Origin of the sequence: Pseudomonas sp. AN-1, assembly GCF_034057115.1 — a bacterium.
Classification (GTDB): domain Bacteria; phylum Pseudomonadota; class Gammaproteobacteria; order Pseudomonadales; family Pseudomonadaceae; genus Geopseudomonas.
Genome location: NZ_CP139195.1, coordinates 1757350 through 1775364, shown reverse-complemented (window position 1 = coordinate 1775364; position 18015 = coordinate 1757350). Strand labels below are relative to the sequence as shown.

Annotated in this window: 17 protein-coding genes; 7 read left to right on the top strand and 10 right to left on the bottom strand. The window is 70.0% G+C overall.

Features of this window, described 5'->3' with window-relative positions:
* The first annotated feature begins 94 nt into the window (after window positions 1-94).
* A complete protein-coding gene (gene tusA, locus SK095_RS08145) occupies window positions 95-334 on the top strand; it encodes a sulfurtransferase TusA (RefSeq protein WP_136490118.1) in 240 nt (79 codons plus the stop codon).
* 5 nt (window positions 335-339) lie between these two features.
* On the opposite strand, the gene SK095_RS08140 is transcribed toward tusA, so the two are convergent.
* Window positions 340-1725, bottom strand: a complete 1386-nt coding sequence (locus tag SK095_RS08140) for an MATE family efflux transporter (RefSeq protein ID WP_320548518.1) — start codon at window positions 1723-1725, stop codon at window positions 340-342.
* A gap of 120 nt (window positions 1726-1845) precedes the next feature.
* Here SK095_RS08140 and pdxB point away from each other — a divergent pair, with 120 nt between their 5' ends.
* Window positions 1846-2988 carry a 4-phosphoerythronate dehydrogenase PdxB gene (gene pdxB, locus SK095_RS08135; RefSeq protein ID WP_320548517.1) on the top strand — a complete coding sequence of 381 codons (1143 nt, stop codon included), beginning with the start codon at window positions 1846-1848 and terminating at the stop codon, window positions 2986-2988.
* 1 nt (window position 2989) lies between these two features.
* Here pdxB and SK095_RS08130 read toward each other — a convergent pair whose 3' ends face one another.
* Window positions 2990-3169: a PA1571 family protein gene (locus SK095_RS08130; RefSeq protein ID WP_136490115.1), complete on the bottom strand. Its 180-nt coding sequence runs from the start codon at window positions 3167-3169 to the stop codon at window positions 2990-2992.
* A 126-nt stretch (window positions 3170-3295) separates the two neighbouring features.
* Window positions 3296-4030 (bottom strand): phosphoadenylyl-sulfate reductase, encoded by a 735-nt coding sequence (locus SK095_RS08125; RefSeq protein ID WP_136490114.1) that lies wholly within the window; start codon window positions 4028-4030, stop codon window positions 3296-3298.
* 223 nt (window positions 4031-4253) lie between these two features.
* Here SK095_RS08125 and thrH point away from each other — a divergent pair, with 223 nt between their 5' ends.
* Window positions 4254-4871 carry a bifunctional phosphoserine phosphatase/homoserine phosphotransferase ThrH gene (gene thrH / locus SK095_RS08120; protein ID WP_136490113.1) on the top strand — a complete coding sequence of 206 codons (618 nt, stop codon included), beginning with the start codon at window positions 4254-4256 and terminating at the stop codon, window positions 4869-4871.
* Between the two features lie 72 nt (window positions 4872-4943).
* Here thrH and SK095_RS08115 read toward each other — a convergent pair whose 3' ends face one another.
* The 4 genes from SK095_RS08115 to SK095_RS08100 are packed head-to-tail and all read right to left on the bottom strand — an operon-like array spanning window position 4944 to window position 11291.
* Window positions 4944-5774, bottom strand: coding sequence for a hypothetical protein (locus SK095_RS08115; RefSeq protein WP_320548516.1), 831 nt, complete (start codon window positions 5772-5774; stop codon window positions 4944-4946).
* Window positions 5762-6979, bottom strand: coding sequence for a phosphoenolpyruvate carboxylase (locus tag SK095_RS08110; RefSeq protein WP_136490100.1), 1218 nt, complete (start codon window positions 6977-6979; stop codon window positions 5762-5764). Before SK095_RS08110 ends, SK095_RS08115 begins: the two co-directional genes overlap by 13 nt.
* Window positions 6976-7617 (bottom strand): hypothetical protein, encoded by a 642-nt coding sequence (locus SK095_RS08105; protein ID WP_320548515.1) that lies wholly within the window; start codon window positions 7615-7617, stop codon window positions 6976-6978. Before SK095_RS08105 ends, SK095_RS08110 begins: the two co-directional genes overlap by 4 nt.
* Entirely contained in the window at window positions 7617-11291 is a 3675-nt protein-coding gene (locus SK095_RS08100) for an ATP-binding protein (protein WP_320548514.1), read from the bottom strand. The genes SK095_RS08105 and SK095_RS08100 overlap by 1 nt, the downstream gene beginning before the upstream one ends.
* Window positions 11292-11451: 160 nt before the next feature.
* Here SK095_RS08100 and msrP point away from each other — a divergent pair, with 160 nt between their 5' ends.
* Together msrP and msrQ are read left to right on the top strand one after the other, a co-directional pair.
* Window positions 11452-12459 (top strand): protein-methionine-sulfoxide reductase catalytic subunit MsrP, encoded by a 1008-nt coding sequence (msrP, locus tag SK095_RS08095; RefSeq protein WP_320548513.1) that lies wholly within the window; start codon window positions 11452-11454, stop codon window positions 12457-12459.
* 2 nt (window positions 12460-12461) lie between these two features.
* The gene (gene msrQ / locus SK095_RS08090) at window positions 12462-13061 is read left to right on the top strand and encodes a protein-methionine-sulfoxide reductase heme-binding subunit MsrQ (RefSeq protein ID WP_320548512.1); all 600 of its coding nucleotides are present in this window, start codon (window positions 12462-12464) and stop codon (window positions 13059-13061) included.
* Here the strand turns inward: msrQ and pabB are convergent.
* Complete coding sequence (gene pabB / locus SK095_RS08085; protein ID WP_320548511.1) at window positions 13045-14394, bottom strand: aminodeoxychorismate synthase component I; 1350 nt, start codon at window positions 14392-14394, stop codon at window positions 13045-13047. The genes msrQ and pabB overlap by 17 nt on opposite strands.
* Window positions 14395-14453: 59 nt before the next feature.
* Window positions 14454-15359 (bottom strand): LysR family transcriptional regulator, encoded by a 906-nt coding sequence (locus SK095_RS08080; protein ID WP_136490094.1) that lies wholly within the window; start codon window positions 15357-15359, stop codon window positions 14454-14456.
* 147 nt (window positions 15360-15506) lie between these two features.
* Between SK095_RS08080 and SK095_RS08075 the strand changes: the two genes are divergently transcribed.
* Window positions 15507-16226, top strand: a complete 720-nt coding sequence (locus tag SK095_RS08075; RefSeq protein WP_320548510.1) for a pirin family protein — start codon at window positions 15507-15509, stop codon at window positions 16224-16226.
* Window positions 16227-16246: 20 nt separating this feature from the next.
* Window positions 16247-16846, top strand: coding sequence for an FMN-dependent NADH-azoreductase (locus tag SK095_RS08070; protein WP_320548509.1), 600 nt, complete (start codon window positions 16247-16249; stop codon window positions 16844-16846).
* A 179-nt stretch (window positions 16847-17025) separates the two neighbouring features.
* Here the strand turns inward: SK095_RS08070 and SK095_RS08065 are convergent, their stop codons facing one another.
* Window positions 17026-18012 (bottom strand): alpha-L-glutamate ligase-like protein, encoded by a 987-nt coding sequence (locus SK095_RS08065; RefSeq protein ID WP_136490091.1) that lies wholly within the window; start codon window positions 18010-18012, stop codon window positions 17026-17028.
* Between the last annotated feature and the right edge of the window lie 3 nt (window positions 18013-18015).

Genomic DNA, 18015 nt, shown 5'->3' with positions numbered 1-18015 from the left:
ATCCTCAAGCCTAGTCGGTTCGCCACCCGCTTGCCGTCCGGTTGGCCGCGCCTGCGCTTTGCGCGACAATGCCCGCCTGCCCACAGGAGCCCCCATGTCCCAGCAACCCGACGCCATCCTCGACGCCACCGGCCTGAGCTGCCCCGAGCCGGTGATGCTGCTGCACAACAAGGTGCGTGACCTGCCGGCCGGCGGTCTGCTCAAGGTGATCGCCACCGATCCCTCGACCTGGCGCGACATCCCCAAGTTCTGCCTGTTCCTCGGCCACGAGCTGCTCGAGCAGCAGCAGGACGCCGGCACCTACCTGTACTGGATCCGCAAGAAGCTCGACTGAGGGGGCTATGCCCGCACCGCGCGCCGGCCGATGCGCTGCAGGCGCACGCCGAGCAGCACGGCAGCGCAGGTCAGCCCCACCACCAGTCCCTGCCACAGGCCCTGCGGGCCGCTGGGTACCCCCAGCCAGTCGCTGAGCCCCAGCCCGTAGCCGATCGGCAGGCCGATGCCCCAGTAGGCCAGCAGGGTGATCAGCATGGTCGCCCGGGTGTCCTGGTAGCCGCGCAGGGCGCCGGCGGCGGTGACCTGGATGGCGTCGGAGAACTGGAACAGTGCCGAATACACCAGCAGCGCGCCGGCCACTGCCAGCACCTCGGCATCCGGGGTGTACAGGCGGGCGATGTCCTCGCGCAGCAGCAGCATCAGGCTGGCCGAGACGCAGGCGTAGGCCAGCGCGGTGGCCATCGCCACCCCCGCCGAGAAGCGCGCCGCGCGCGGCGCACCGCGGCCCAGCGCCTGGCCGACCCGCACCGTGGCGGCCATCGCCAGCGAGTAGGGGATCATGAACACCATCGAGGAGAAGTTCAGGGCGATCTGGTGGCCGGCCACCACGCTGGCGCCCAGGCTGCCGATCAGCAGGGCGATCACCGAGAAGATGCTGGCCTCGGCGAAGATGGCGATGCCGATCGGCAGGCCGATGGCCAGCAGGTCGCGGATCGCCGGCCACTGCGGTCGCTCCAGGTGAGCGAACAGCTGGCTCGAGCGGTACACCGGTGCCCAGCGCACCCACCACAGCATGGCGCTGAGCATGAACCACATGACCAGCGCAGTGGCCCAGCCGCAGCCGACGCCGCCCATGGCCGGCAGGCCGAGCTTGCCGTGGATGAAGATGTAGTTGGCCGGAATGTTCAGCAGCAGGCCGAGGATGCCGATCACCATGCTCGGCCGGGTGCTGCCCAGGCCGTCGCTGAAGCCGCGCAGCACCTGGTACAGCGCCAGCGCCGGGAAGCCGACCGCCACCGCCTGCAGGTAGCCCATGGCGGTGGCGCGCAGGGAGTCCTCCACCCCCATCAGCGTCAGCACCGGTTCGGCGCCGAACAGCAGCAGGGTGGCGAGCAGGCCGATGCCCAGCGCCAGCCACAGGGCCTGGCGCACCAGCGGGCCGATCAGCGCATGGCTGCCGGCGCCGACCTTGCGCGCCACCTTGGCGGTGGTGGCCATCAGGATGCCGTTCATCAGCAGCAGCACCGGAATCCAGATCGAGTTGCCCAGCGCCACTGCCGCCAGGTCGCGCGGGCTGACCCGCCCGGCCATCAGGGTGTCGACGAAGCCCATGGCGGTGTTGGCCAGCTGCGCGATGATGATCGGCCCGGCGAGGGCGAGCAGGGCCTTGACTTCGGTGAGGGTGCGGCGGGCGGGGGAGAGCGCGGGTGGAGCGGGCAGGGCGGACATGACGGGCCTCGGAAAGCAGGCGGCCAGTCTAGGCCATGCACCGCAATGGGGCCAGCGCGCGGCTGCCGCCGGCCGGGCCATCTGCGCTAAAGTTGGACAAATTTCCTGACGGACACCCCCATGCGCCTGCTGGCCGACGAAAACATCCCCCTGCTCGACCCCTTCTTCGCGTCCTTCGGCGAGATCCGCCGCCTGCCGGGGCGCAGCATCGACCGTGCCGCCGTCATGGACGCCGACGCCCTGCTGGTGCGCTCGGTGACCCGTGTCGACCGCGCGCTGCTGGAGGGCAGCCCGGTCCGGTTCGTCGGCACCTGCACCATCGGCACCGACCATCTGGACCTGGCGTACTTCGCCGAGGCGGGCATCGCTTGGTCCAGCGCCCCGGGCTGCAACGCCCGCGGCGTGGTGGAGTACGTGCTCGGCGCGCTGCTGGCGCTGGCCGAGCGCCACGGCGCCGACCTGGCCGCGCGTACCTATGGCGTGATCGGCGCTGGCCAGGTCGGCGGCCGGCTGGTCGAGCTGCTGCGCGGCTTGGGCTGGCAGGTGCTGGTCTGCGATCCGCCGCGCCAGGCCGCCGAGGGCGGCGACTTCGTCGCGCTGGAGGAGATCATCCGCCGCTGCGACGTGATCAGCCTGCACACCCCGCTGACTCGCGAGGGCAGCGATGCCACCTGGCACCTGCTGGATGGTGCACGCCTCGACAGCCTCAAGCCCGGCTGCTGGCTGATCAACGCCAGCCGCGGCGCGGTGGTCGACAACGCCGCGCTCAAGGCGCACCTCACCGGCGGCGCCGATCTGGAGGTGGTGCTGGATGTCTGGGAAGGCGAGCCGCTGGTGGATGCCGAACTGGCGCCGCTGTGCCGGCTGGCCACCCCGCACATCGCCGGCTACAGCCTGGACGGCAAGCTGCGTGGCACCGAGCAGATCTACCAGGCGTTCTGCGCCTGGCGCGGCGAGCCGGCGAGCGTGCGCCTGGCCGAGCTGCTGCCGACGCCCTGGCTGGGCGAGCTGGTGCTGCACGAGTCGGCCGATCCGGCCTGGGCGCTGGCCACCCTGTGCCGGGCGGTGTACGACCCGCGCCGCGACGATGCCGATTTCCGCCGCAGCCTCGTCGGCGCTGCCGAGGCGCGCCGCGCCGGCTTCGATGCGCTGCGCAAGCACTACCCGATGCGCCGCGAACTGCCCGAGCTGCGGGTACGGCTGGAAGGGGAGGGGCAGGAGCTGCGCCGCCAGCTGGCGGCGCTGGGCGTGCAGCTGGTCTGAATCAGCCGAACAGGCGGCGGCGTGGCTGGCTGTCCTTCTCCAGCTGGCGGCAGGCCTGCAGGATCATCTGTTCGGTGATCGGAATCTCGCGGCCCTGGGCGTCGATGATCGCGCCCAGGTGCAGGTGGCGCAGCTTGCGTGCGGTCTGGATGGGGGTGGCTTGCGGTTGTTCGCGATGCATGGCGGTCTCTCCTGATCTGCCGATGCCCGGCAGTCTAGAGCGCCCAGGTTAACGCCGGGTTACAGCGGCCCGGAAACGCCAAGGCCCGGACGCAGAACGCCCGGGCCTTGTTGGTAGCGCCCTGACTCAGTTCCTGGCGATCAGGTTGCCGGCGTGCAGGCCGCATTCCTTGTGGGTGGCTTCCTCCCACCACCAGCGGCCCTCGCGCTCGTGCTGGTTGGGCAGCACCGGGCGGGTGCAGGGCTCGCAGCCGATGCTGATGTAGCCCTGCTCGTGCAGCGGGTTGTAGGGGATCTCCAGCATGCGGATGTAGCCCCACACTTCCTCGCTGCTCATGTTGGCCAGCGGGTTGAACTTGTACAGCGGCTTGTCGGGCGTGGAGAAGGCGCCGTCCAGCTCAAGCACCGCCACCTGGCTGCGGGTGCCGGGACTCTGGTCGCGGCGCTGGCCGGTGGCCCAGGCGCTGACGCCGGCCAGCTTGCGCTTGAGCGGCTCGATCTTGCGGATGCCGCAGCACTCGCCGTGGCCGTCCTTGTAGAAGCTGAACAGGCCCTTCTCGCGCACCAGCGGCTCGAGCAGGCGCGGATCGGGGGACAGCACCTCGATCTGGATGCCGTAGTGCTCGCGGACCTGCTCGATGAAGCGGTAGGTCTGCGCGTGCAGGCGGCCGGTATCCAGGCTGAACACCCTGACGTTGCTGTTCAGCTTCCAGGCCATGTCCACCAGCACCACGTCCTCGGCGCCACTGAAGGAGATCCACAGGTCGTCGCCGAAGTGCTCGAAGGCGAGCTTGAGCACCTCCTGCGGGGATTTGTCGGCATAGGCGGCCGCCAGGGCGGCAACATCGAGGGTCTGGCTCATCGGGATGTCCGGTAGATTCGTGGGTAAGGCGTGGCAGCGATGGTACCAGCAAGCTGTTTATGCGATGAAATAACCAAATGCCGCTATTCACCTAACCATGTGGAATATGTGGCGCCGGTTCGGGCGAATTTCTGTCGCGCGCCTCCCTGCGCCGCGTTGCGCCCCGCCGGGCAAGCGGCTAGAGTGCCGCCTCAATTTCTGTCTGTTCATCGAGGAGTCTGCTGTGGAAATCGCCTGCCTTGATCTCGAGGGCGTACTGGTCCCGGAAATCTGGATCGCCTTCGCCGAAAAAACCGGAATCGACGCGCTCAAGGCGACTACCCGCGACATTCCCGACTACGACGTGCTGATGAAGCAGCGCCTGCGCATCCTCGACGAGCACGGCCTCAAGCTGCGCGACATCCAGGAAGTGATCGCCACCCTCAAGCCGCTGGACGGCGCGGTGGAGTTCGTCGACTGGCTGCGCGAGCGCTTCCAGGTGATCATCCTCTCCGACACCTTCTACGAGTTCTCCCAGCCGCTGATGCGCCAGCTCGGCTTCCCGACCCTGCTGTGCCACAAGCTGGTCACCGACGAGACCGACCGCGTGGTGGACTACCAGCTGCGCCAGAAGGATCCCAAGCGCCAGTCGGTGATCGCCCTGAAGAGCCTGTACTACCGCGTGATCGCCGCCGGCGACTCCTACAACGACACCACCATGCTCAGCGAGGCCCACGCCGGCATCCTGTTCCATGCCCCGGACAACGTGATCCGCGAGTTCCCGCAGTTCCCGGCGGTGCACACCTACGAGGACCTCAAGCAGGAGTTCCTCAAGGCGTCCAGCCGCAAGCTCAGCCTGTAAGCGCTGCGTCGAACGTCAAAGCGAGGCCCGCCCAGTGCGGGCCTCGCTGTTTCCGGGGGAGGGAAGCGGCGCTCAGGCCCGCAGCGGCACCAGGCGCAGGTGCGCACCCAGCGCCAGCATGTGCTGCTGCTTGATGCTGACCCGCTGCCCCTTCATTTCCTCCCATACGGCCCGCCAGCCGCCCAGCTCGGCTTCCTCCAGCTGGCGTGCCTGGCGGAACTGGCGGTCGAAGTGGGCTCGGCTGCCGCAAGCCAGCAGTGCCTCGTCCAGCTCCGGCAGCAGCAGTGCATCGGCGCGCGGCAGGCTGGCGGCGATGGCCAGGCCGGCCGGGTCGTAGTCGGGGAAGACCACCACCGGCGTGGCCGCCGGCAGCCGTTCCAGCAACTGGCGGGCGCCGCGGGCCAGGCCGCGATGGCCGCGGTAGACGATCAGGCTGCCGGCCAGTTCGGGCGGTGCCGGGTAGTCCTCCCAGTCGTCGAAGCTGTCGAGGTTCTCGATCAGCACCAGCCGGGCGATGGCCGCGGTGTCCAGTTGCGGCAGCGCCACGCGCAGGCTCAGGCCGCGGGCGAGGGTCGGCAGCGGCGCGGGCAGGGTGCCCTTGACCAGCACGAAGTCGTCGTCGGGGCGGCGGCGGGCGATCTTCTCGTCGACGGCGCGCGAGGCGACCTCGCGGCGGCTGCCCTCCGGTACGCCCGCCAGCGGATCGAAGCCCCACTCGTCCCGCGCCAGGCGCTGCAGCAGCCGGCGCGTCTCGGCGTCGAAGTGCAGCCACTTGCCCGAGGGGCGGCCCAGCTCGAAGTGGGCGTGCAGCTGCTGCCAGGTGCGGTTGAGTTCCACCTTGTCCAGACGCTCGCGCAGCAGGCGGTGCACGGCGTTGTGGTGGCTGCGGCTCAGGCCAGCCACAGCGAGAGGTCCCGCACGATGAAGTTGCCGGAAAACACCGGGTGCGGCTCGCCGTCGGGGTCGAGCTGGAAGCAGGCGCGCTGCTCGTCGGGCAGCGCCTCGTAGCCGCCGATCACCTGGTACAGCCAGCTCTCGGGATCGCAGGACAGCTCGTGCTCGCGCCACCAGGTCAGCGCCGACACCGGCTGGCCGCTCTCGATCACCGCGCAGAGGTACTCCTGCACGGCGAGCTGGATGGGGCTCGGCTGTACCTCGAAGCTTTCCACCTCGCCCAGGGTCAGCTCGCCGGCCTCGGCCAGCGGCGCGGCCGGGCGTTCCTCGCGCTGGGCGCGGATCTGCGCGGCGAGGGCGAGCAGCTCGGCCTCCTGGCTGCCGTCGTGAAGGTTGGCCGTCGCCGGGGCGATCAGCGCCTCGGCGAGGTTGAGCAGCTGCGGCATCTCGGGGCGCGCAGTGTGGCTGCCCGGGCGGTAGTCGGGCTGCTGTTCGGCGTGCAGCAGCCAGCCGCGCAGCAGGCGGGTGCGGCCCTGGATCTTGCGGAAGCGGCCGAGCAGTTCGAGCAGGCGAGCCTGCACCACGCCCAGCTCCTGGCAGCAGCCGCTGACCTGGCGCTGCAGGCGGGTGACCAGCAGGCGGCGCAGCTCGCGCAGTTCGCCGGCGGTTTCCGCCAGTTCGCTGAAGTCGATCAGCTCCAGGCCGGCCAGCAGCTCGCTGACCTGGGCCTGGGCCAGCTCGTTCTCGCGGATCTTGGCGCCGAGGCTGCCGACGTAGCCGAACTCGTTGTTGATCCGCCCCCACAGCACCCGCACGCTGTGGCCGAGGCCCTCGCAGAAGCTGTAGACGTGCTCGCGCAGGTCGGCCAGGTAGGCGTCGGCGGCGGCGAAGTCGCCCTGGTGGCGCGCCTCCTTGTAGTGGGCGGCGAGGGTCTTGAAGGTGGCCAGGGTGCTGCCGGTGTTGGCGTCGATCTGCCGGTTGCGGTCGTCGCGCAGGGCCTCCTCGAGCAGGGCGCGCACCACCCGGCGCAGGTGCAGGTCGGCGCCCGGCTCCGGGCGGTAGAGCACGCCGTCCTTGACCAGCCGCTCCTGCACGCCGGGCTCGAGGGCGTCGTCGCCGACCGCACCGGCCAGGTAGGCGTCCATGATGGTCTCGGCGTGGCGGCCCAGCTGGCGCAGGAAGCGCACCCCGGCCTGGTGCAGGTTGCCGCTCACAGCAGGCTCCCCTGGCTGGCCAGCTCGGCGCGCTCCTCGAGCGCGAGGCCCTCGGCCTCGTCGATGAAGCGGATCACCTCGTACAGGTAGTCCAGCTTGCCGGTGCCGAGGTAGATCTGCTTCTCCGGGTTGGGGCGCAGCAGGTAGCCGAGTTCGCACAGGCGCTTGAACACCTGCTTGATCTGCGCGTCGACGCTGGCGCTGGTCGAGCCGAACAGCCGGTAGTGGCTGATGCGCGCCAGCTGCTCGCGGAACGCAGGGGTGTCCTCGACGATGCTCTGCAGCTCGTTGAGGCGGATCGGGCTGCCCTCGGTGAGCGGCGCGTCCTGGGCGCCGGCCTGCTGGACCAGCAGCAGCCACTCGACCAGCGGGGTGAGGGCGTTGCAGACGTCGCGGAACTGCTGGCCGACCACCCGCCGCTCGGTCTCGCCGAGCTGGCGATACGCACAGTAGAACACCTCGGCCTCGCTGCCGGCGCCGACTGCGGCCACGCTGCGGTTGAGGGTGGCCAGGTAGTCGTCGACCTGCTCGCGGTTGGCCGGGTTCTTCAAGAAGCGCCAGCCTTCCTCGTCGCTGGTGCGGCAGATGAAGGCGCCCTGCAGCAGGCGCTCGATGACCTTGCCCTTGTTCGACAGCATCAGACGGTCTCCTCGCTCAGGCGGGCTTTCAGGCGTTCGCCGACCACGTCCAGGCGCGGCTTGACCACCTGCAGCCGGCGGCTCTGCTTGTCGACGATGTAGCGGTTCTTGAACAGCGCCAGCACCTCGGAGTCCGGGTTGGGGAAGGCGCCGAGGATGCGGATGGCGTTGCTGGCGCAGGCGTCGAAGATCTTCTTCACGTTGCTGTGGTGCAGGGTGCCCAGCTCGTCGATCGGCCAGTGGATGGTCGCCGGGGCGCGGCCGCGCAGCAGGCGGGTGAAGGCGAGCAGGAACTTGCAGAGGATCAGGTAGGCCATGCCGTGGCTGGACGACTCGTTGAGCTGGCGGTCGGTGCGGATCACCAGGTCGCTGTTGCCCTCGCGCAGACGCAGCTCGATCTCCAGGAGGCCGGCGATGCCGCTGGTCAGCGCCGAGCGGCCGAGCACCTCGAGGGCGCGGCGCATGCTGCCGGTGTAGTCCTCGCCGGGCAGATCACTGAAGCCGCTGTCCTCCCATTCGCGGTAGGCGGCGACGAAGGCGCGCAGCTCCGGCCAGAACTCCAGTTCGGTGATCTTCGAGCGGATGGTCACCGCCGAGTTGGACACGCCGTCGAGGAACAGCTCCTCGCCGACCTCGCGGGTGATCCGCGCGCTCTGGCTGGCGATGCGCTGGTCGATGTCGGCCAGCACGGCGAAGTAGTCGAACAGGTCCTTGCCGAAGATCCGCCCCTGCTCGCGCAGCGCGGTGATGCTCTGCGGCACCAGCACGTTGAGCAACTGGGCCAGCGCCGGCACCAGGCGGCGGTAGTCGAGGGTCGGCACGCCGCGCTCGCTGACCAGGCTGCACTCCTCGCGGCTGCGCTCCCAGGTCTCGGTCAGGCTGGAGCCGGCCTTGCCGGCGATCAGGCTGTCGAAGCGCTCGACGTGCTGCCGGATGGCGGCGAGCAGGTTCTCGCGGCCGTGCAGCAGCTCCTGGGCCAGGCGCAGGCGCTCGTCCAGCTCGCCGGCCGGCGTCTGGCCGTCGCGCGGCAGCTTGAGTTCGCCGAGGCGCTTGATCAGCCCCTTGAGGCTGTCGAGCTGCTCGCCGAGCCGGCCCTGGGCCTGCAGGGCCTCGCGGCGCTGCTGCTCCAGTGCGTCGCGGCGGCTCTTGAAGGCCTGGGTGGCGGTGTCCAGGCGCAGTTTGAGGTCGGTCGCTTCGCGCCGGTGCTCGATCAGATCCTCCTGCAGCTGCGGCTTGCGCTTGAGCCAGGTGAGCGCGTACCACTCATCAAAGCGGTGCACCTCGGCACGCCGCGCCTCGGTGTCGCGGATGCGCTGCTCGCGCTCGCGGATGCCGCTCTTCAGCTGGATCAGTTGCGCCTCGTCGACGCCGCGCGACTTCAGCTCGTTGCGGTACCAGCTCTCGCAGGCGGCCAGCTCGGCTTTGCCCTGGGCGCGCTGCTCCTCCAGCTGGCCGCGCAGATGGGCCAGGCGCTGTTCCAGGTCGCCGATCACCTGCTGCCAGTGCGCGCTGGTGTCCAGGCGCGCCTCGCGGTGCTGGCTGTCCAGCTCCTCCAGCAGGCTGGCGTGCTCCAGCTTGAGCTGGGCGAGGGCGGCATCCAGGCCGGCGAGTTGCTGGCGCGCGCTCTGGCGGCGCTCGGCCAGCGCGGCGTCGAGGCGCTCCTTGAGCGCGGCGCGTTCCTCCCTGAGGCGCTGGCGGTTGTCCTTGGCGGTCTGCACGGCGGTGCGCGCCAGCACCAGGCGGGTGTTCAGCTCTTCCAGCGCGGCGCCGTGTTCGCCCAGTTGGCTCTCCACCTGCTCCTGCTGGTTGCGGGCGTCCTGCAGGTTGTCGCCGGCCAGCTGCACGCGATGGCGCAGCTCGGCCTCGCCGGCGGCGTGCTCCGGGGTGGCCAGCGCGGCGAGATCGAGCTGCACGCCGTACAGGCTGTCGGCCGGCGCCTCGCTGAGGGCCGGCTTGAGGTCGCTGCGCTGCAGCAGGCTCGGCTCGATCACCTTGCCGAGCTGCTGCTCCCAGCCCGGCTGCTCGCGGCGCAGGAACTCCAGCAGGCTGTGCTGGCCGGGGTAGAGCAGGCGCTCGGCGTCGTCCAGCTCGCGCTGGCGTTCGCCGACCCGGCGGCTGGCCTGGGCGAGCTGCCGGGCAGCCTCCTCGCGCTGGCGCAGCAGCAGGCGCTCCTGCTGCTGCAGGGCGTCGAGCTGCTGGGCGGCGGCGTCGCGCTGCTCCTCGGCCTCCTCCTGGCGGCGGTCGAGAATCTCTAGGCTCAGCGCTTCCTCCTCGCTGTAGGCGAAGCTGGCGATCAGCTGTTCCTGGCGGCTCTTCTCCAGTTCGAGGGCGTGGCGTCGCTCGCGGCTGGCGCTTTCCGCCTCCTGACGGCGGTTGGCGAAGGCGCGGTCGAGCTGGGCGAGGGCCTCGTGTTTGTGCTGGGTGCGCTCGGCCAGTTCGTCGCGCACCCGGCTTTCCTGCTCGTGCAGGCGGTCGACGGCTTCCTGCTGGCGCTCCTGGACGATCTGCTTGCGCTCCAGGTAGGCGTTCTGCACATCGGCGTGCTGTTCGGTGAGCAGGCGCAGGCGTTCCTTGTGGTTGTCCAGCTCCAGGCGCCAGCCGTCGAGCTTCTCCAGGTCGGCCTTGGCCTGGTCGATGTCGGCGTCGAGGTACTGCTGGTACTGCTCCTCGATGTGCTGCAGCTGGGTTTCCGCGCTGCCGATGCGTGCCTGTACCTGCGACAGCTCGAGGCTGAGGGCATCGCGCTGGTCCTTCCAGTCGTCCTCCAGCAGCTTGAGTTCGAAGCCGCTCTGCTCGAGTGCCAGGCGCAGCTGCTCCTGGCGGGCGAACAGCAGCGGCTGGTCGGTCTGGAAGGCCTGCAGTAGGCCGGCCAGGCGCGTCTCGCCGGCCTGCAGCTCGGCGAAGTCGTGCTCCAGGCGGGCGAACTGCGGGCGCAGCGCGGCGAAGCCCTGGATCAGTTGGCTGTCGCGGATCCAGTCCTCGACCCGCTGCGGGCTGAGCCCGGTGGTCGGCGGCGCCACGCCGTCCTCCTCGAGGATCGCGGCGACCATCGACTTGACCGTCTCCATCTTGCCCTCGCGCGAGTGCACGGCGCGCACCAGCTTCTCGATGTGGCGCAGGCTGTGCTCGCCGGCGCACAGCGAGAACTGCCGGGCCAGCTGGCGCAGCTCGCCGCGCTGGCTGTCGGCGGCCAGCAGGCTGCGGTCGTTCTGGATGATCGCCCGGTACTGGCGGGTGTTCAGCTGGTTGCTGACCGCCACGCCGCTCTGGCGGAAGTGGCGGCCCAGCTCGGCCATGCTGCGGCAGACCACGACATCGCCCTGGCGGCTCCTGATGTAGTCGTCCAGCTCGAAGGCCTTGTGCGCCAGGCGGTAGTCGACGCCGCGGCCGTCGCTGCTGGCGGCGAGGATGGTCTGGCAGGCCTCGCCGTCCATGCGCTGGTATTCGTAGACGATGAAGCTCTGCTCGGTCGGCAGGTACCAGCGCTCGAAGCTGTCGCGGGTGGCCGGCACCACGCGGCTCGGGTATTCGCCGTAGAACACCGGCACCAGGCGCTGCAGGGTGGTCTTGCCGGAGGCGTTGGTACCGCAGATGTTGGTGTGGTCGTCGACCAGCAGCTCGACCACGCCGGCGAGGTGGGTGTTGATCAGGATGATGCGGTTGAGGCTGGGCATGCAGCTCCCTTGCTGGGCGGCAAAAGCACTGATTTTAGGCATCCGCCGGCGCGGGGGGAATGCTGTTCGTCTCATCGCCGGGATTCGCGGCGGCGGATGCGCGGCCGGGTGGGCTTGGCTACCATCGGCCGTTGATTCTTACTGTTCTTCGGAGTGCCGCATGCTGATCAGACGAAGTTCCCGCGCGGACTGCAAATCCTCGGAAATCACCCCGGAAGCCGTCTACCGCGAGCGGCGACGCTTCATGGCCGCCAGCGGCGTGCTGCTCGCCGGCAGCCTGCTGCCGGACTGGCTGCTGGCCGGCACGGCGCGCTACGGGCAGGTGCCGGAAGCCGCGGCGCCGGAATGGTTCGCCCGCCAGCTGCAGGGCGTGCGCTGGCAGGACGCGCCGCAAGACGAGGCGCTGACGCCCTGGTCGGCGGCCACCGACTACAACAACTTCTACGAATTCGGCCCGGACAAGGGCGATCCGGCGGCCAATGCCGGACGGATGTCGACGGCCGACTGGACGGTGCAGGTCGACGGCGAGGTGGCCAGGCCGGGGCGCTATGGCCTGGAGGAGCTGTTCTCCGAACAGACGCTGGAGGAGCGCATCTACCGCCTGCGCTGCGTCGAGGCCTGGTCGATGGTGATCCCCTGGCTGGGCTTTCCGCTGGCCGCGCTGCTGAAGAAGGTGGAGCCGACCGCCAATGCGCGTTACGTGCGCTTCGAGTCGCTGGTCGACGAGCGGGTGATGCCCGGCGTGACGTCCAACTTCGCGCGGATCGACTGGCCTTACGTCGAGGGGCTGCGCCTGGACGAGGCGATGCATCCGCTGACCATCCTGGCGGTCGGCATGTACGGGCGCATCCTGCCCAACCAGAACGGCGCGCCGCTGCGCCTGGTGGTGCCCTGGAAGTATGGCTTTAAGAGCATCAAGTCGATCGTGCGGATCAGCCTGGTGGCCGAGCAGCCGGTCACCACCTGGCAGAGCATGGCGCCGCAGGAATACGGCTTCTATGCCAACGTCAACCCGCAGGTCGATCATCCGCGCTGGAGCCAGGCCCGCGAGCGGCGCCTGCCGAGCAGTCTGTTCAGCCCGAACATCCGCCCGACCCTGATGTTCAACGGCTATGCCGAGGAGGTCGCCGGCCTCTATGCCGGCATGGACCTGCACCGGGAGTACTGAGCATGTTGCTGGCCGTGCGTCTGGCGGTGTTTGCCGCCGCCCTGGCGGTGCCGGGGTTCTGGCTGTATCAGGCGCTGGGCGGGCTGCTCGGTCCCGATCCGGGCAAGGTGCTGCTGGAGCGACTGGGGCAGGGCGCCCTGTGCCTGCTGCTGCTGACCCTGGCGCTGTCGCCGCTGCGCCGCTTGAGCGGCTGGCCCGGCTGGCTGCGCCTGCGGCGCCAGCTCGGCCTGTGGTGCTTCGCCTATGCCTGCCTGCACCTGCTCGCCTGGCTGGCGTTCCTGCTCGGCTTCGATCCGGGCGCGCTGGGCACGGAGCTGGCCGAGCGGCCCTACATCCTGGTCGGCTTTGCCGCCTGGGCGCTGCTTCTGCCGCTGGCGCTGACCTCCAATCGCGCCAGCATGCGCCGCCTCGGCGCTGGCTGGCAGCGCCTGCACCGGCTGGTCTACCCGGCCCTCATGCTGGCCCTGCTGCATTTTCTCTGGGTGGTGCGCTCGGACCTCGGCGAGTGGCTGGTCTATGCGGCGGTGGCGGCGCTGCTGCTGGCGCTGCGCTGGCCCTGGCTGCTGGCGCGCCTGAGCGGCGTGTTCAGGCGGGCAGGGTAGCCTGCAGGGTTTCCAGCAGCACGCGGACCTTGGTCTTCGACTCCTCATATTCGGCCTGCCAGTCCGAGTCCAGCACGATGCCGCCGCCGCCCCAGCAGCTGGCGCGGCCGCCGCGGACCAGCAGGGTGCGGATGCAGATCGAGCTGTCCATCTCGCCGCGGCAGTCGACGTACAGCAGCGAGCCGCAGTAGATCGCGCGGCGGGTCGGCTCCAGCTCGTCGATGATCTGCATGGCGCGGATCTTCGGCGCGCCGGTGATCGAGCCGCCGGGGAAGCCGCCGGCCAGCAGGTCGAAGGCGTCGAGGCCCGCTGCCAGCTCGCCGGTCACGCTGCTCACCAGGTGGTGGACGTTGGGGTAGCTCTCCAGGGCGAACAGCTCGGGCACCTTCACCGAGCCGATCCGGCAGCTGCGCCCCAGGTCGTTGCGCAGCAGGTCGACGATCATCAGGTTCTCGGCGCGGTCCTTGGTGCTGGCCTGCAGCTGCGCCGCCAGCAGCCGGTCCTCCGCTTCGTCGTGTCCGCGCGGGCGGGTGCCCTTGATCGGCCGGGTTTCCACCTGTCCCTGGTGCACGCTGAGAAAGCGCTCCGGCGACAGGCTGACCACGGCGCCGTCGTCCAGCGCCAGGTAGCCGGCGAATGGGGTCGGGCAGGCGTCGCGCAGGCGGGTATAGGCGAGCCACGGGTCGCCCTGGCAGGGCGCCTGGAAGCGCTGGGTGAAGTTGACCTGGTAGCAGTCGCCGGCGCGGATGTAGTCCTGCACCTTGCCGATGGCGGCGCGGTACTGCGCGGCATCGATGGCCGCGGCGAACGGAGCCAGCAGGCGGAAGTCGCCGGCCGGGCCGGCCGCATCGGCCTCGAACAGGGCGATCAGCTCCGCGCGCCGTTCGGCGGCGAGGCTCGGGTGGAACACCAGCTGCGAGGTCCGCCGCACGTGGTCGCTGACCAGCGCCCAGGCGTACAGACCGAGGGCGGCGTCAGGCAGGGCGAGGTCGTCCTCGGCCTGTTCGGGCAGGCGCTCCAGGCGCCGGCCGAAGTCGTAGGCCAGATAGCCGAGCAGCCCGCCGGTGAACGGCAGGTCGACGCCCGCCGGCGCCTCGGCGCGGCCAAGCTGCGCCAGCGCCTCCCGGCAGCGGCCGAGGAAGGCACGGCCGTCCTCGCCGGTTTCGGGCGCGAGGGTCCGTTCGGGCCAGGCGCTGAACAGGTCGAAACGGCTGCGCTGGCTGGCCGGCCGGCCGCCGTCGAACAGGCAGGCGCCGGGTGCGGCGTGCACGCGGGCGAAACGCGGGCGCGGGTCGGCGTGATAGGGCAGGGGATGGATGACGCAGGTGGGCATGGTGTGGCTCGGAAGAACGCAGGCCGGCGCAATTCTACCCCAGGCCGGGCGTCGGCGGCTCAGCCGCCGGCCGCGGCCGGGGCATCCGCCAGCCGGCTGGACAGGAAGTCGATCAGCACCCGCACGCGGTGGGGCAGGTAGCGGTTGCTTGGCAGCACCGCGTAGATGCCCAGCGGCGGCGGGGCGTAGTCGTCCAGCAGGGTGACCAGCCTTCCCGCGGCGAGCGGCTCGGCGACGATGAAGTCCGGCTGCATGCTGATGCCCAGTCCCTCCACGGCGGCCGCGGCCAGGGCATCGCCGTTGTTGGCCTGCAGACGGAAGGGGAGGTAGAAGGACTCCGGGCGGCCTTCCACCTGGAAGGTCCATGGCCGGTTGTTGGCCTGCGGCGAGTACCCCAGGCAGGCATGGCCGGCGAGCTCGCCGGGGTGCTGCGGCCGGCCATGTTCGGCCAGGTACTGCGGGGCGGCAACGGTGAGCAGGCGGCTGCTGCCGAGCCGGCGCACGATCTCCCCCGGGGCGAGCTGGCCGGTGATGCGGATCGACAGGTCGATGCCTTCCTCGATCAGGTTCAGCTGGCGGTCGCTGAAGTCCATCGCCAGGCGGATCGCCGGGTAGCTGCGGGTGAACTCCAGCAGCAGCGGCGCCAGCCGGCGCAGGCCGAAGCTCAGCGGCAGGCTGATGCGCAGTTGGCCGCTGGGCGTCAGGCGCTCCTCCATCACGCCGGCTTCGGCTTCCTCCACCAGGGCGAGAATCGTCCGGCATTTCTCCAGGTAGGCGCTGCCCGCCGAGGTCAGCGACAGGCGCCGGGTGCTGCGCACCATCAGCTTGGCGCCCAGGTGCTCTTCCAGTGCGGCGATCTGGCGGGTGACCACCGAGCGCGCCACGCCGAGCTGGCTGGCCGCCGCGGTGAAGCTGCCCAGCTCGGCCACCCGCGCGAACAGGCTCATGGCCTCGAGTCGGTTCATTGTTGATTCCAATGGCAACATAGTGTTCTTGATTGTCCTCTATTTAGCATCAGTGTGCGCAGGTAGAGTGACTCCATCGCCAATGACGCAGCGCCAGGCCCCGAAGCTCGGCGCGGCGCGTATCGAACCGATACAGAGGAGATCGACATGCTGGACATCAGACCTGCCGCGGAGCGCGGCCTCGCCAACTTCGGCTGGTTGCACTCCCAGCACAGCTTTTCCTTCGGCAGCTACTACGACCCGGAGCACATGGGGTTTTCCGACCTGCTGGTGATCAACGACGACCGCGTGCGGCCGGGACGCGGTTTCGGCAGCCATCCCCATCGCGACATGGAGATCTTCTCCTATGTGCTGGACGGGGCGCTGGAGCACAAGGACTCGATGGGCAACGGCTCGGTGATCCGTCCCGGCGACGTGCAGGTGATGAGCGCCGGCACCGGCGTGCGGCACAGCGAGTTCAACGCCTCGCGGGAGGAGCCGGTGCACTTCCTGCAGATCTGGATCGTGCCCAGCCGGCGCGGCGTCGCCCCGCGCTATCAGCAGCGCCACTTCGCCGCCGCGGAGAAGCGCGGCCGGCTGCGCCTGATCATCTCGCCGGACGGTGCCCAGGGCTCGCTGTCGATCCACCAGGACGCGCGCGTCTACGCCGGGCTGTTCGACGGCGCCGAGGCGCAGCGCTTCGAGCTGCCGGCCGGCCGCCACGCCTACGTGCAGGTCGCCCGCGGCGCGCTGACCGTCAACGGCCGGCGCCTGGCGGCCGGCGATGGCGCCCGCCTGCGCGATGTCCGCGCGATCGATTTCGGCGCCGGCGAGAGCGCCGAGGTGCTGCTGTTCGACCTGCGTCCCCACGAATTGCCGATGTACTGAACCCCAGAGGAGAAATCACCATGAAAATCCTGCAGATCAACGCCAGCGCCCGCTCCGCCGGCGCCAATTCCACCCGCCTGGCCGATGCGATTGTCGCGCGCCTGCTGGCGCAGCGCCCGGCCGCCGTGGTCGAGTTGCGCGACCTGGCCAGCGAGCCGCATCCCGTCCTCGACGAGGCCGCGCTGGGCGCGCTGTTCACGCCCGCCGAGCAGCGTGACGCCGCGCAGGCCGCCCGCGTGGCCCTCGACGACGCGCTGATCGCCCAGGTGCAGGCCGCCGACGTCGTGGTGCTCGGCGTGCCGATGTACAACTTCGGCGTGCCGGTGCAGCTGAAGGCCTGGTTCGATGCCATCGCCCGCGCCGGGGTGACCTTCCGCTACACCGAGAACGGCCCGGAAGGCCTGCTCAAGGGCAAGCGCGTCTACGTCGCCCTGGCCCGCGGCGGCATCTACCGCGACACCCCGGCCGATTCCCAGGTGCCGTACCTGAAGACGATGCTGGGCTTCCTCGGCATGACCGAGGTCGAGTTCGTCTATGCCGAAGGCCTGTCCATGGGAGCGGTCGGTGTCGACAAGGCCTTCGCCGCGGCGCAGGAGCAGATCGAGGCGCTGATCGCCTGACCGCCACCGCAGAAGGAAAGGCGCCCGTGAGGCGCCTTTTGCCGTCGGCAGGCCTGCCGGAGCTCCGGCCGCTGTGGCGTGTGCGGTTTGCACAGGAGGGGTCGCAGGGCGGTGCCGGGGCTGGCGCCCGGCAACGGGGGAGGGCAGGCGGGTGGCCCGGAGGCTACCCGCCTGGCAGGTCAGAGTTCGACCGGCTTGACGTGGCCGAACACTTCCTGGGAGAAGCGCACGCGCTGTTCCGGGGTTTCCTTGATGCCCTTGGCCTTGAGCTCCTCCAGACGCGCTTCCACGGCGTGGGCGCGATGGGTCAGGCCGCAGTCGTTGGCGATCTGGATGTTCAGGCCGGGGCGGGCGTTGAGCTCGAGGATCAGCGGGCCCTTGTCGACGTCGAGCACCATGTCCACGCCGATGTAGCCCAGCCCACACAGCTCGTAGCAGCCGGCGGCCAGCTTCATGAAGCCGTCCCAGTTGGGCAGCTGCACGCCGTCCACCGCATTGGCGGTGTCCGGGTGCTTGGTGATCCGGTTGTTCAGCCAGGTGCCGCGCAGGGTGAGGCCGGTAGCCAGGTCGACGCCGACGCCGATGGCGCCCTGGTGCAGGTTGGCCTTGCCGTTGGACTGGCGGGTCGGCAGGCGCAGCATGGCCATCACCGGGTAGCCCATCAGCACGATGATGCGGATGTCCGGCACGCCCTCGTAGCTGATGCTCTTGAAGATCGGGTCCGGGGTCACCCGGTACTCGATCAGCGCGCGGTCGCGGCCGCCGCCCAGCGAGTACAGGCCGGAGAGGATGCTGGACAGCTGTTGCTCGATCTCGTCGCGGCTGACTATCTTGCCGGAGACGGTCTTGAAGCGCCCCTCGAAGCGGTCGGCGATCACCAGGATGCCGTCACCGCCGGCGCCCTGCGCCGGCTTGATCACGAAATCGTTGTGCTCGCCGATGATCTTGTCGAGGTTCTCGATCTCCTTCTCCGTGGAGATGATGCCGTACATCTCCGGCACGTGGATGCCGGCGGCGATGGCGCGCTCCTTGGTGAGGATCTTGTCGTCCACCACCGGGTACAGACTGCGCTTGTTGTACTTCAGCACGTAGTCCGCGTTGCGCCGGTTGATGCCCATGATGCCCTTGGCACTCAGGGCCTTCCAGGTTTTGATCAGGCCGAACATGGC

Excerpts from the sequence above, each read along its gene's own strand:
- SK095_RS08105 (WP_320548515.1), bottom strand. The coding sequence starts at position 7,617 with ATGCTGTCGAACAAGGGCAAGGTCATCGAGCGCCTGCTGCAGGGCGCC.
- SK095_RS08070 (WP_320548509.1), top strand. The coding sequence starts at position 16,247 with ATGAAAATCCTGCAGATCAACGCCAGCGCCCGCTCCGCCGGCGCCAAT.
- pdxB (WP_320548517.1), top strand. The coding sequence starts at position 1,846 with ATGCGCCTGCTGGCCGACGAAAACATCCCCCTGCTCGACCCCTTCTTC.
- SK095_RS08075 (WP_320548510.1), top strand. The coding sequence starts at position 15,507 with ATGCTGGACATCAGACCTGCCGCGGAGCGCGGCCTCGCCAACTTCGGC.
- pabB (WP_320548511.1), bottom strand. The coding sequence starts at position 14,394 with ATGCCCACCTGCGTCATCCATCCCCTGCCCTATCACGCCGACCCGCGC.
- SK095_RS08130 (WP_136490115.1), bottom strand. The coding sequence starts at position 3,169 with ATGCATCGCGAACAACCGCAAGCCACCCCCATCCAGACCGCACGCAAG.
- SK095_RS08125 (WP_136490114.1), bottom strand. The coding sequence starts at position 4,030 with ATGAGCCAGACCCTCGATGTTGCCGCCCTGGCGGCCGCCTATGCCGAC.
- SK095_RS08100 (WP_320548514.1), bottom strand. The coding sequence starts at position 11,291 with ATGCCCAGCCTCAACCGCATCATCCTGATCAACACCCACCTCGCCGGC.
- SK095_RS08140 (WP_320548518.1), bottom strand. The coding sequence starts at position 1,725 with ATGTCCGCCCTGCCCGCTCCACCCGCGCTCTCCCCCGCCCGCCGCACC.
- msrQ (WP_320548512.1), top strand. The coding sequence starts at position 12,462 with ATGTTGCTGGCCGTGCGTCTGGCGGTGTTTGCCGCCGCCCTGGCGGTG.
- msrP (WP_320548513.1), top strand. The coding sequence starts at position 11,452 with ATGCTGATCAGACGAAGTTCCCGCGCGGACTGCAAATCCTCGGAAATC.
- SK095_RS08065 (WP_136490091.1), bottom strand. The coding sequence starts at position 18,012 with ATGTTCGGCCTGATCAAAACCTGGAAGGCCCTGAGTGCCAAGGGCATC.
- SK095_RS08080 (WP_136490094.1), bottom strand. The coding sequence starts at position 15,359 with ATGAACCGACTCGAGGCCATGAGCCTGTTCGCGCGGGTGGCCGAGCTG.
- tusA (WP_136490118.1), top strand. The coding sequence starts at position 95 with ATGTCCCAGCAACCCGACGCCATCCTCGACGCCACCGGCCTGAGCTGC.